Source organism: Paenibacillus odorifer, assembly GCF_000758725.1.
Classification (GTDB): Bacteria; Bacillota; Bacilli; order Paenibacillales; family Paenibacillaceae; genus Paenibacillus_AQ; species Paenibacillus_AQ odorifer.
The window spans coordinates 4431127-4444584 of sequence record NZ_CP009428.1; the positions used below are offsets into that span (position 1 = coordinate 4431127).

Genomic DNA, 13458 nt, shown 5'->3' on the forward strand with positions numbered 1-13458 from the left:
CATGATATCCCTCCTGATCCTAAATTCACCCTATAAATCTATTGAAATTCTGCTTCTTAGTCGCATTAGCTACTGAGAAAACCTTATTTTCGGATTAAGTACGCCATACAATAAATCTACTAATAGATTGATAAGAATAAATTGTGTAGCAAACAGAAGCAGTAAGGCTTGAATGACTGTATAATCCCGGAACAAAATGGAGTCTACTAGCAGCCTGCCAAGACCCGGAATACTGAATACCGTCTCAACCATTACAGAGCCGCCGAGCAGGAACCCAAACTGAAGTCCAGCTACGGTAACCACCTGAATCAAAGAGTTGCGCAGCGCATGCCTGCCGATAACAACATACTCGCGTAAGCCTTTTGCACGTCCTGTACGGATATAATCCTCCCGAAGGGTCTCCAGCATAGATGACCTAGAATAACGGGCCAACATAGACATAATTCCCATCCCAAGTGTAATGGAAGGAAGAATATAGGACTTCCAGGAATCAACACCACCTGTTGGAAACCAACCAAGCTCTACCGAGAAAATTTGAATGAGTACCAAGCCTAACCAAAATCCAGGAATAGACATCCCTGAAATGGCTGTCAACGTCCCTAAATGATCTGGCCACCGATTGCGATAAACGGCTGAAACCACGCCAATTAGAAGACCAATAATTAGAGCCCAGGCCATACTGAGAAAAGTCAGCCACAACGTTGGCATTACTCTGCTTTCTAGCATGTCGGTAACCGGGATCCCTGAACGGATCGAATTGCCCAGATTCCCACTTAGCAGATCACCCATGTAGTTTATGTATTGCTTCCACAAAGGCAGATTGAGACCCAGCTGCTCCTGAATTCCACGAATCTCTTCAAGTGTGGCATCTTTACCGGCAATAAGTCGGGCTGGATCGCCTGGGATTAAGTGAATAAACAAAAAGACAAGCACCGATACAATGAACAACAGCGGAATAACCCCGAGGAGTCTTTGTAAAGCATATCTACCCAACTCATAAGCCCCCTTCAGTATCGACAAATGATTTAGTGAGGCCGCTTCCCACCATACTACAGAAGCGGCCTCGTTCATTTCTTGGGATATTAAACCTAACGTTTGTTTAGCATTATTTCACTTCTGCATTCAGAACATTAATGGAACCATCCGGGAAGACCTTAACTCCTTCCAGATACGATCTTTTGCCTGAGATGATTTGGTCGACGCCCATGAATGCCCATGGAGCATCTTCCCATATTGTTTTTTGAATATTGCCATAAATGGATTTAGCCGCTTCTGGATCAACAGATTTATTCGCCTCAGCGATCCACTTGTCTACATTTTCATTTTTATAATAAGCTGTATTTGAGCCAGCAGGCGGGAACATTTCACTACTGAACAACCCTCTGGTTGCACCATCTGCATCACCTGAAGACGGAGACCAGCTGACATACCACATTTGAATTTTTGCTTCTTCTGGCGTCTTAGCAGAGTTAATTTGGTCGGACAATGTGCCGCCTTCCATGGATTTCACGTCTACCTTAATCCCTACAAGTGCTAGCTGTTGCTGAATAAATTGCATACCCTTCATAGTTTCGGATTCATTTTCACCCCAAATTTCGGTTTCGAATCCATCAGGATATCCTGCCTCAGTAAGCAATTGTTTAGCTTTTTCAATGTCATAGTCATAACCTGTTTGTGGGGAATAGTATTGTGTTTTGGAAGACATCGTGGAATCAAGCTTAGCGCCAAGACCCGATTTCACAACTTTGATATAAGCTTCTTTATTGATAGCATAGTTAATGGCTTGACGAACCTTCACATCATCAAAAGGTTTTTTCATCGTATTTAACGTTACATAACGAACAATTGTCGAATCGATGGTATCTACAGTAATTCCTTCAAGACCTTCAACCTCAGATACTTGCTCCGTTGGCATTGGATAAATGAAATCTGCCTCGCCGGTCTTTAGCATGGCTATCCGTGATCCATTCTCTGGAACAGGTCTAAAGGTCACACTATCCACTTTTGGCAACCCAGCTTGCCAGTAGTCAGGGTTCTTAACGACAACCAAGCGGTCGCCTTGCACCCATTCTTTGAACTTAAATGGTCCCGTTCCTACAGGATTTTTCGAAATATCGGCGCCATTTTCTTCTAAAGCTTTCGGACTAATAATAGGTGCCATAGCTACTTTATTTAAAAATGCGTTGTACGGCTCGCTGAGTGTAATAACCACGGTTTTAGCATCAGGAGTCTCCACTTTCGCTACCTTTGCGAAGCTTTTGCGCAGTCTCAGATTGTTCTTCTCATCTTGAATACGGGCGATGTTTACTTTAACCGCTTCAGCATTAAAGTCAGTACCGTCTTGGAATTTAACATTCTCTTGCAGTGTGAACGTGTAGACCAACCCGTCTTCACTTATGGAATGGCTTGCGGCAAGAACAGGAACTACGTTCATATTCTCGTCAAAACCCATCAGACCTTCGTACATCGTTCTGGCAGCGCTGATTGAATGCGTATCGCTTGCGTTATGAGGGTCCAGCGTAATAAAGTTAGAATTGATGGCAATTACAATGTCTTTATCATTCTTTGTAGTTGGGGTGCTAGTTTCAGTTCCACCAGCAGTATTGCCTTTTTGTCCCTCGTTGCTCGCTTTGTTGCCGCACCCTGCAGTCACTACTACTGTAATAAGCAGCAGCATGAACATTGACCATACTTTTCCTTTTGCTTTCATTTTTTACACTCCCCTATTCAAACGATGTATTAGAAAAGCTTCTAGTCCGATTAATTACCAAACTTGAAGATTATTCTTGACCTTATGCTCTAGATCTCCCATTGAAATACAGCACGGCGTTCGCCGACCACAGTACCGCCATCATTAACAATCGTGTTAGGCACAAGTGCATATAAGCGATCAATTGTGTCTTGATTGCTGTAACCAATACGTTCTAGAATCGATGCGATAATACATGGCCAGACTTGTTCTGATCCGTCGGATACTTTCAGTGATATACCCATTCGTTCCTTACGGAGTCCGATACCGTATACCCCTTTTGCTCCACCTTTAGCTGTCAGATTGTCATCCTTCAGGAGCTCTGAGCATACAAATTTCGTGTCAGCAATCATAACCGGGTTATCGTTCATAAGTTTTGCAATGGCAGCGGCTGCCTTACGTATATCCGTATCCTCAATCAAATCGGGACACGCTAGCTTTAGATAGGAATAAGCGATTTTATGAAGCGGAAGTGCGAAGATAGGAAGTCCACAGCCATCAATACCTTGCGGGATGGACGCTTTGGGAACTTCAGCGATATAAGCCATCATCTCAAGAATCTCCTGTTGTACAGGATGGTTAGGATCGTAATAAGTGTCTATATCCCAACCCATATATTTGCTAAGGCCCATTAAACCTGCATGTTTGCCTGAGCAGTTATGAAAGATTTTACGAGTTGGCTCATTTGCCCGGTGACGTTCTGCTTTGGCTTCTTCATTCAGCGGGTATGTAGAGCAGCAATGAAGTGACTCTTCTTTTAATCCCATTTTCTGAAAAAGAGCTTCAAGCGCTTCAATATGGAAGGCTTCTCCCCGGTGTGAAGCGGTAAACAGCGAAGCTTCTTTACTTGTCAAACCATATACTTCATCGATCCGGCGTTTCATTACCGGCAAAGCTTGGAATGGCTTAGCAGCAGAGCGAAGATAAGTCATATGCTCCGGATCACCTGCTTTGTACAAAATGCTGCCCTTCTCATCAACTACACTAACTGCACCATAATGCACATTCTCCAGCAGGCCTCCACGATATTCTTCTACCAATGTTGTAAATCCCATCTGTACACCCTCCCTAGCAGTAGTTAATTTAATCTAAGGCAAAAAATCGATTCTGTGATAAAAGTCCCGATCCGATAATTACACCCTTCTCATTCAGCAACGAGCGATGAATCGTAAAGGAACCACGAAGCGGCTCCCATGTAAAGCGCGAGAGGTACAGCTGCTCAACTTCTTCGTATATATCCGGGAATTTGTCCACGAGTTCTCCACTTAAAATCACGCTGTCGGGGTTATACATGCATACGACATTATTAATGGTGATGGCCATATACATGAGTGCACGGTCGATCAAGTGAATCGCCCATTGTTCTCCTGCATGTTTTGCTGCGAATAACTCCTCAATCGTACGGATCGGGCGAATCCGATTAGCTTCAGATAATAAAGAACTGATATTTATATAGGTCTGTAAACAGCCCGCTTTGCCGCACTCACACATCATTCCGTTAGGATCCACTGTCGTATGCCCAATTTCACCCGCACTGTTCATCACCCCTCGATAAATCTCTCCCTCGAGAATCATCGCAGAACCCACGCCTTGACCGAAACCCAATAATGCCGTACGGCTGGAGCCGACTGCGGCTCCTTTAAGATGTTCAGCAAGAGCCCTTACTTTCAGCTCATTGTCCACAGCGATTTCAAAACCTGTCAGCTCTTTCAAGCGTTTGGCTAACGGCACATTTTTCCATCCTAGCTGAACAGAGAAGACAACAATTCCTTCTTCGTTATTCACAATGCCGGGAAGTCCAACGCCAATACCCACGATACGTGTTCTGTCAATCACATGCTGCTGGAACAATTGATCGATGGCATCCTTAATTCGTTCCAGCGTTCGATCTGGACTTTCGTCTGGTGTACGGGGAAATTGACTACTGCAGATAAGCTGTCCTTGTAAGTCCACAATTCCAATAGACATAAGACTGCGATCTAGTTCAACGCCAACCGATAATACAGAAGTGTCAATCATACCTATTAACGTTGATTTCCGACCTAATCCTGATGATACTTGCTCAGAGTCGAGTAAATATCCTTCCTCCGTCAACTCTCCGACGATTCGACTTACAGTCGTAGGGCTCATACCAGTCTGTTTAGCAATAGAAGCGCGAGAAATCGGTTGTTGATTTTTTATAATTTCGAAAACCGTTAAACGATTTTGTCGCTTCATGAAATCCTGATCGTGCTTTTTCACGGGCATTCTCCTAATTATTTTCTCCAGTGCATTAACTGGATTAATAAACCACAAAAACAAGAAAATATTTGCAAATAAAGCGCTGATAATGTATTGTTTGATTTAAATTTTAATTTAGTTTCTCCAGTGATGGGATTAATAATAAAGGGTCATGGTTTATGTGTCAATATAAATGACATATTTTTTATTTAAAAATAAATGTAAGCGGTTAACTAAAGATAACCAACACAAAAACCATTAAATATATAACACAGACATAACACACATACCCATGAATTAGCATTTAATTTGAATCTTGAACCTATTAATTGGGATAGAAAGACTGAAAGAAGTATTTTGTTTGGATTAATGTGAGGGGGTTGAATAAAAGATTGATAATGGGAGCTGGAGCAATCTGTAGATTGAAAATATACAAAACGATGTGTGAATCGAAAATACAATGGAGGTAACACTCGCATCAAAAGGAAGCTCTCTAAAGGGAGGTAACCTTTGATGCGAAGTGAGTTAGTTACATCGAGGGTGCTAAAAAATCATTGAAACTCAACGGTCTTAACGGCTGCGTCCTCTTGGATCATCGATAACAATTGCACTGGATTAAATGATTCAGGCAATCTTACAACGATTTCTACGTTTAATTCGGATTCTACACTGTTATTTTCAGCATGAAAACTTAGAACAGCAATTTTGTGTTCTTTAAGTAACTCTTGAATTCGGCCCATAGCGCCTTCTGTGTTAGCTAGACTTATAACGAGCTGTTGGGTTTTTGGTGCGGCCAGCCAGCTGTTACGACTGTGTAAGATCTTTTGCCCAAGTAAAATGATTATCGTTGCTCCTACGCCAAGAATATAAAGACCAGACCCTATGGCCATGCCCACTCCGGCTGTTGCCCAAATCCCTGCAGCAGTAGTGAGCCCTTTGACTGTGTGTCTTTGCATAAAAATCATCCCTGCTCCCAAAAAACCTACTCCGCTTACTACCTGAGCAGCTATCCGAGCGGGATCAAGAGAAAGATTAGGCCAATCCGCTTGGTCCTGAAACCCATATTTGGAGATGACCATCATGAGTGCAGCCCCTAAGGCTACAACAAAATGTGTTCTAACTCCAGCTTCTTTCATCCGGCTTTTGCGTTCATATCCAACTAATACGCCACAAATTCCCGCGCCAATTACACGAAGCAAATACTCAAACTCCATACCTTCACCTTCTTTCATCATGATATGTATGTTGGATTAGTACCACGTAGGATAAATTCGATAATCTATTTATTGTATCACAAACAAAAAACCATAATACGTCCTCTCGCATTATGGTTAACTTGCTTTTATTAATTTTACACTTCTTAGTTCGTATCGGAAGCTAACAAAGAGCAAATCTCCGCATCTACAAATCTACCTTTTTCAAAAAAAGATTCGCGTAACAACCCCTCATACTTAAAGCCCGCTTTCAAAAGCGACTTCTTGGAGGCAATATTAGCCGGATCATAAAACGCCTCAATTCGATGGAGCTTCATATGCTCAAAGCCATACGCAATAATAGCTGTCAGAACTTCCGTCATCACACCCTGCCACCAATAAAGTGGAGATAATTCATACCCAATCTCTGCTTTGAAATTTCTGTGCGCCCAGTTATGATATCCGCATGAACCAATCATTATATTATCCTCACGCCTGGCTATTCCCCAGCGAATGCTTTGTTTGCCTTTGAAACGTTCATCCCATCTTTCGATAAGGTTGATCGCTTGCTGTATATCGGTGAAGCTATCCAGATCATAATACTGGGTCACTTCATCTTTTGAAAAATAATCATATATTTCTTTAGCATCATCCAGTGTAATTCTTCTCAAAATAAAGCGGTCAGTTTCGAGCACCGGAAATACTTCAATGTTATCATTCATATTTTCCTTAAGTCTCCTCTCATTTCTCTAGTAGTACAGTTCGTCGTGGAAAGTGAAACTTCCTTTAGGATATAATGTATTTATAAACTAGTGATTTTTTTCACCTTGTAATCATTTGTTCATATTGCGTTCTTAATTGCTTGATACACTTCAATCATAACGATAACTACAAAGGAGATATTCTTATGAAAAAATTGTATTACACGTCTTTTTTCTATGCAATTCTTGGTTTGATAGCCGGAGTGGCCTATCGCGAAATTACTAAAATGAATGATTTCACAGGAGATACTATATTAGTTGCGCTTCACACCCACATTCTAATCTTAGGATTCTTTTTCTTTATTATTGCTATGATCTTAGATAAGTTATTTAATATCCATGAGGCTAAATCTTTTGGTGCATGGTACATTGTCTATAACATTGGTCTTCTAATCACGATTGGTGCAATGGCTACACGTGGAATGCTGCAAATTAACGGCAGTGATATTAGCTTCCTGCCCCATATTGCGGGGCTTGGTCACGCCATTGTTGGGGCTGGAATCATCTGGCTGCTTGTGCTACTCGGTAAACGAATTAAATAATATAGAAAGAGCCGCCAGGATCACTCCAGCGGCTCTTTTAAATATCCCCTGCTTTCCGTTACGGAGCAATCCCCCATACGAGAGCATCACTTTGATAAAGTGTCACTTTATCCCAGTTAGTATAAGCAGTTTTAGTAGCATCAAAGGAGTAGTCATTGGCTTCGTTAAAATTAGTCCAATCGGATTTATATATTCTGAGCTGAATATCTCCGGACTGGCCTCCAGCTGGAATGGAACCAGCTGCAGAAGTAAACGAAAGTTCAACGTAAGTGTCTGCATTCGTGCCTGTGTAGTCTGCAAAGGCGACTTGAATATTATTGTTGCCAACTTGTGCCCAGTCAATTGCGCTGTTTAACGTCTGATTACTATCTTTAGTGAAATAATAACGGATTTTAAGATCGCTTAAGTTCACTGCGGCTGTGCCGTTATTTTTAATATTAAAATAAGGTTTGATCTGATTGTCTGTCGCATTAGTATCTCCCGCCCGATACTGCAACGTCAGACTAGTTGCTGCCGGAACTTGTGGAACAGCACTCGCTTGTGCCGAATTCACACTCTCTCCCGCACTATTGGTTGCGCTTACAACATAGTAATAGGTTGTTCCGTTCGTTAAGCCCGTGTTGATGTAGCTCGTTGCCGTTAGCCCTGTTGCTACAGTGGTGTACGGTCCTCCGCTTGTGGTTGCACTTTTCACAGTGTAACTCGTCGCACCACTGGATGCGCTCCAGCTCAGGCTCACTTTCGCATCTCCTGCTGTCGCTACCAAGTTAGTTGGTGCCACTGGAACAGTTGCCACCGCTGCTGGGATCGCACTTGCTTGTCCCGAATTCACACTCTCTCCTACACTATTGTTTGCGCTTACAACATAGTAATAGGTTGTTCCGTTCGTTAGGCCCGTGTTGGTGTAGCTCGTTGCCGTTAGCCCTGTCGCTACAGTAGTGTACGGTCCTCCGCTTGTGGTTGCACTTTTCACAGTGTAACTAGTCGCTCCACTGGATGCGCTCCAGCTCAGGCTTACTTTCGCCTCACCTGCTGTCGCTACCAAATTGGTTGGTGCCGCGGGAACAGTCGCCACTGCTGCTGGAGTCGCACTCGCTTGTGTAGAATCCACACTCTCTCCCACACTATTGGTTGCGCTTACAACATAGTAATAAGTTGTTCCGTTCGTTAAGGCGGTGTTGGAGTAGCTCGTAGCTGTTAATCCTGTCGCTACTGTGGTATACGGCCCTCCGCTTGTGGTCGCTCGTTTTACCGTGTAACTAGTCGCACCACTGGATGCGCTCCAGCTCAGGCTTACCTTTGCATCTCCCGCTGTCGCTACCAAGTTAGTGGGTGCCTCTGGAACTACAGTGCCCCCTCCGTTGCTCAGAGGAATTACAGGGTAAGCATTCTGTACCAGCTGAACAAATTGATCATGGAACCAGTGACCTGATACAGGCGCATTAGGTAATGCACCGGTCAGTGTGCCGCTTGAGCTGGTATAAGTCGGATCACACATTCTGTCAAAGCCCTTGCCTTCATTATTTGGAATGGCACTGCTGGAACCATCAGATTCTCCCGGAGGTTTCACCCAGACAAATGCGTCCAAATGTGAGGCTGCATAACCTGCAGGGGCTGCTTGTGGAACTTCTCCAATTCCAGCGCCGCTGGCATTACACCAATTGCCGCGATGGAGACGTTTATCAATCCGACCGGAATCTGCATAAGCGTTAACGGTTGTTCCGCTTGCACTAGTCGGGCGATTAGGTCCACCCCACCCGTTACGGGAGGTATCAATAAGGAAGCCGATCGTGGAAGGCCAACCTTTTGCTACAAAACCTGAATACAAAGCTGCTGTGAAATCGGCTTCATCAAAATACGGATTCCATTCATAATAACTTGCGGAGCGAAGCTGCTGGCTGCCTATCGTAAGATTCGGATCTGGAAGATTAGGTTCTACTAGTGGAGTGGTATTGGCTGTATTCGTAATAAATCCATCGACACTAGCAAGTCCAGCTGTAGTGCCTGACACAACCGAAGTAAAGAGGTCGATAGCGGGGCCACGGTTAGTATCCCATCCGAGCCAGCCGGAGTGGCCAATATCCATGTAAGTATATACATTCGGAATGGCATGGAGAGCATTTAAAGTGTAACGCGTAGCATCACGGTAAATATTCGTGGAGTTAGCTTGAGCACACTGTGGTGTGCTGAGATTGGTGACTAGATTCGGAAGCGAGTCCGGCTCTACGATAGTCACTATACGAATGTCACTATATTTGGGCTTTGCAAAAATACTGGCGATTACGTCAACATAATCTGACTTATAGGTTGTAAGACCCGCAGCTGTCAGTGGCAGCTCGCCATTGGAGGCAAGAGCGTGGCAATCCCGCCCAGGCATGTCATAAATTACGAACGTGGCTGTAATCGGCGTATTGGGTTGCTTTTGCGCGAGTACGGCATCTAAAGTCTGTTCCAGACTTTTTCTACCTCCATTGTCCTCTCCGCCATAAATTGCAGCAATTCGATCCAGCCATACGGCTGTCGGATATTTTTTAATGGTCTCCATCTTGGAAACTAAAGTACTATCGGTAACCTGAGCAATAGAGGTATCAATCAGTGCGGCATAATCAGGATTCACATATGCTGTAGCTCCTACAAACGGATTGTCAACATGTGCCTCACTGGCATACGTGGTAGAAGGAGCATATCCGGTGATAACTAAAGCCATGATCGTAAGCAATAACAACATTTGCTTCCTTAGTGCTTTTGTCATTTATTATTCTCCTTTCGACAATTAAATAAATTCGTAAATAATTTATTAATAGCCACGCGATGCTACAATTGCAGTATTCACTCCTTTAAAGAATTGTCACCTCCTCTATGCCTTACCCGCACTCACCATCACCTCCTCTCAGTGGTAAAGATCAAACACGAGCCCAAATCCACCCCAACTATTTAACATAAATATAATTTTATTTAATTTATAGAAAATTATCCCTTTTCTTGAATACTACCATATCCTATTTTTAATTAGAAGATAGTAGATGAAATAAAAGTTTAATAATGAGACTAAAAGTATATTTGTTTATAAACTGGTAAATGATACAATGTGGATGTGATAAGGTATTTTGAATTTTAAGAACTTTTGATGTGCCGCTAACAAACCTTTAAGGAGTGAAAAAAATGTCTATCGATGTTTATCTTAATTTCAACGGGAATTGTCGTGACGCAGCAGAGTTTTACGCAGAGGTGTTTGGCACTGAACGTCCACAAATCATGACCTTTGGTGAAACACCACCCGATCCCAATTTCACTCTTCCTGAGGAAGCTAAAGATTTGGTTATGCACACCCGCTTGAATATCGAAGGCAGTAATGTAATGTTTTCTGATGTTTTTCCAGGCATGCCTTTTATCGAAGGAAACAATATTAGTCTTTCCGTAGTTAGTAAGGATTTAGATAACATAAAGAAATATTTCAATAAACTTCAAGAGGGCGGTAAAGTAGTTATGGAACTGCAAGAAACCTTCTGGAGCTCTTGTTATGGTAGTCTAAAAGATAAATTCGGCATTGATTGGCAATTCAATTATGATGACGGACGAATGAATATGTAAAAAAAACAACGAGTATGGAGTAACAAACCTCCTGCTCGTTGTTTTTTTGTCTTTTGCTTAGTCCATAATCAAATCGTAAACACTAACCTTCCGAATTCGCCGGGCAACAAGCATAGACACCGCATAAGCGACTACTAGAATGGCTGCACACAATAGCAATACTTGTGGCAAACTAACCGCCAGTTGGACGTTATAAATCCCTAAACTCGAGAGCAATAGTACAAACGCAGAGTCCGAGAAAAAATAACCGCCTATACTCCCCAAAGCTACTCCCACCACAATCACCGGAAACAGACTAAAGGTAATCTGCGTCATCAGATTAAAAGTGGTATAACCCATTCCTTTAAGAATGCCGAACTCACGCTTCCGCTTCAGAATCAAAGTCTTAATCACTAAATATAAAATCAGGCTTACTACTATAATCGTCACCACAGTGATGACTGCTGTCATAGAAGATACTGCGGCAGTGAATGTACTGAGCGTACTATCAACCGTTTCTCGAATGTTAGTAATGTTCCATTTTCCGGGGAAACGTGCTTCCAGATCCTTCACAAAAGCTTGCGCATCTCCCCCCTCTTTCAGATACACATTGATGGACAGAGGGGTGTACTCCGGTTGAAGTCTTCTCATTCCATCACCGGTCATACTCGCCACCATTCCAAGTTGGCTAATCTGCTGGCTTAAGCCAGTGACCAAATAATTCTCCGTCACACCATTAAAAGTGATAGGTACCTCGTCCCCTATTTCTGTATTTTCCAACTTTGCAATAACACCGGAAATCACAATTTCATTATCATAAATAGGCTCTCGCCCTTTGTATATGGTTTGTGTCTCCAGCTTGCTATAATCGTCAGATACCCGGAGCATAAAGCTGGTATTTTTAATCGAAGCGACCATGCTATCCAATACAGTCAACTTTTCAACCCCTGGCATGGCTTCTAATTCTGTAAACTTCCCCTGCTGTAGGTCACCGTTTTTCGGCAACAACAAAAAGTCGCTGCGTTCTATACCTACCAGTTTTATAACTGCTGAGGTGTCTCCCTTAAAGTTGAAATTCAATATAGAGCAAAAAATACTAGAAAAGGTTAATCCGGCAACGATCAATACGATCATCATATTCTGCTTCATTTGCCTTACTAAAGCTTTAAGGCTTAAGCTGAATTGCAGATTCATTCGGGATGTTTCGAGTGGAATTGGGTTCCGCTTAAAATTGTGAGTGAGGATTCCGCTCTGCAGAGCTGTAATCGGAGTAATGTTCCGAATTCGCCGGCTCGACAGATAGGTAACAAGTAGCACTAGTCCAGAGACAATAACCAAACTAAGTACTGCACTGACCCCTTCAAAGGATATTGGCCACAGAAGTCCGATTGAAGACGAAATCATATTTCCTACCAACGGCATAACAAACCCAGATAACCCACCTCCCGGTATAGCTGCGATGATTGACACTGAGGTGAACTGTAGCAGAAGCGCGTTTTTAATCTGCCATGAAGTATAACCGTTGGCTTTTAAAATACCGATATTCGTCAAATTGTCTTCAATATGTCCCAATATTTGAAACCTGATGACAATAAGCGAGATTAGAACCATAATCAGGGCAAATACGATCAGAATGGCCGCTAAAAGATTAACAAAAACACGGTTCCCTTGGAGACCAACCTCTGCCCGCATGACTTGAAATTGATCCGTACTTCCTAAGGCAAAAATCCGCTCACTTAGCATTTGTTCCAGCTTTACATCCTTTGAAGGATCGGTTAAATCTGCTGATAGAAAGCTGTACTGAGCTTCTGTTCCAAGACGTTTCTCCAACTGCTTATAACCTTCATCATTCAAAAATACTTTTAAAGCTCCATTAGTTAACGTCCCTAGCAACGGCTCCTCAATAAAGCCACCTATGGTATAAGAGAATGGCTTATTATCGTATACAAAAGAAAAGGTATCGCCAAGGTTATACCCCGATCCAACATGGAACAAATAAGGCAAATAGATCATATCCGCATCCTTAGATCCTAGCGGAGTCGTTGTCTTGAATAGTCCCTTGGTCCGCGGTGTATCCATGTTAAGAATTATAAAAGCTACCGTAGTGTCCGTTTGTCCGTACTTCATTTTAGCGTCTGCTAACAGAATTGCTGCTTCATTCTCCCAGGTTTCTGTATATGAATAACTATCCACAAGCTCCTCATACTCTTCTAGATGATCATCTTTTGGGAAAAATGCACTTATTTCTGGAGTCCTTAATTCAGTCATTTTTTCTTGCTGAAAAGAATTGAGCTTTAAACTGACCGTAAGGCCAATGTTCAGCAGCAGCACAGCTATCATGATCAAAATGAAGAGTGTAAGCGTGGCGCTTTTTCTTTTACGAATATTTGACCAAGCTAGTTTTCCTATTAGGCTGCTCATCC

10 protein-coding genes are annotated in these 13458 nt (G+C 42.7%); 2 read left to right on the forward strand and 8 right to left on the reverse strand.

Features of this window, described 5'->3' with window-relative positions; genetic code table 11:
* Positions 1 to 69: 69 nt before the first annotated feature.
* The 6 genes from PODO_RS19350 to PODO_RS19375 form a co-directional block, all read right to left on the reverse strand.
* Positions 70 to 993: an ABC transporter permease subunit gene (locus PODO_RS19350; protein WP_036689023.1), complete on the reverse strand. Its 924-nt coding sequence runs from the start codon at positions 991 to 993 to the stop codon at positions 70 to 72.
* Between the two features lie 112 nt (positions 994 to 1105).
* Positions 1106 to 2710 carry a glutathione ABC transporter substrate-binding protein gene (locus tag PODO_RS19355; protein ID WP_038572344.1) on the reverse strand — a complete coding sequence of 535 codons (1605 nt, stop codon included), beginning with the start codon at positions 2708 to 2710 and terminating at the stop codon, positions 1106 to 1108.
* Positions 2711 to 2799: 89 nt separating this feature from the next.
* The gene (locus tag PODO_RS19360; RefSeq protein WP_036689028.1) at positions 2800 to 3804 is read right to left on the reverse strand and encodes an asparaginase; all 1005 of its coding nucleotides are present in this window, start codon (positions 3802 to 3804) and stop codon (positions 2800 to 2802) included.
* A 28-nt stretch (positions 3805 to 3832) separates the two neighbouring features.
* Positions 3833 to 4990 carry an ROK family transcriptional regulator gene (locus PODO_RS19365; protein ID WP_036689029.1) on the reverse strand — a complete coding sequence of 386 codons (1158 nt, stop codon included), beginning with the start codon at positions 4988 to 4990 and terminating at the stop codon, positions 3833 to 3835.
* 530 nt (positions 4991 to 5520) lie between these two features.
* Positions 5521 to 6204 (reverse strand): MgtC/SapB family protein, encoded by a 684-nt coding sequence (locus PODO_RS19370; RefSeq protein WP_244886359.1) that lies wholly within the window; start codon positions 6202 to 6204, stop codon positions 5521 to 5523.
* 125 nt (positions 6205 to 6329) lie between these two features.
* Positions 6330 to 6884: a GNAT family N-acetyltransferase gene (locus PODO_RS19375; RefSeq protein WP_038572346.1), complete on the reverse strand. Its 555-nt coding sequence runs from the start codon at positions 6882 to 6884 to the stop codon at positions 6330 to 6332.
* A 185-nt stretch (positions 6885 to 7069) separates the two neighbouring features.
* Between PODO_RS19375 and PODO_RS19380 the strand changes: the two genes are divergently transcribed.
* Positions 7070 to 7465 (forward strand): DUF2871 domain-containing protein, encoded by a 396-nt coding sequence (locus tag PODO_RS19380; RefSeq protein ID WP_036689034.1) that lies wholly within the window; start codon positions 7070 to 7072, stop codon positions 7463 to 7465.
* A 58-nt stretch (positions 7466 to 7523) separates the two neighbouring features.
* Here the strand turns inward: PODO_RS19380 and PODO_RS19385 are convergent, their stop codons facing one another.
* Positions 7524 to 10217, reverse strand: a complete 2694-nt coding sequence (locus tag PODO_RS19385; RefSeq protein ID WP_052097148.1) for a glycoside hydrolase family 6 protein — start codon at positions 10215 to 10217, stop codon at positions 7524 to 7526.
* Between the two features lie 410 nt (positions 10218 to 10627).
* Here PODO_RS19385 and PODO_RS19390 point away from each other — a divergent pair, with 410 nt between their 5' ends.
* Positions 10628 to 11056 carry a VOC family protein gene (locus PODO_RS19390; RefSeq protein ID WP_036685812.1) on the forward strand — a complete coding sequence of 143 codons (429 nt, stop codon included), beginning with the start codon at positions 10628 to 10630 and terminating at the stop codon, positions 11054 to 11056.
* Positions 11057 to 11113: 57 nt separating this feature from the next.
* Here the strand turns inward: PODO_RS19390 and PODO_RS19395 are convergent, their stop codons facing one another.
* Positions 11114 to 13456 (reverse strand): ABC transporter permease, encoded by a 2343-nt coding sequence (locus PODO_RS19395; RefSeq protein ID WP_038572349.1) that lies wholly within the window; start codon positions 13454 to 13456, stop codon positions 11114 to 11116.
* Positions 13457 to 13458 lie beyond the last annotated feature (2 nt).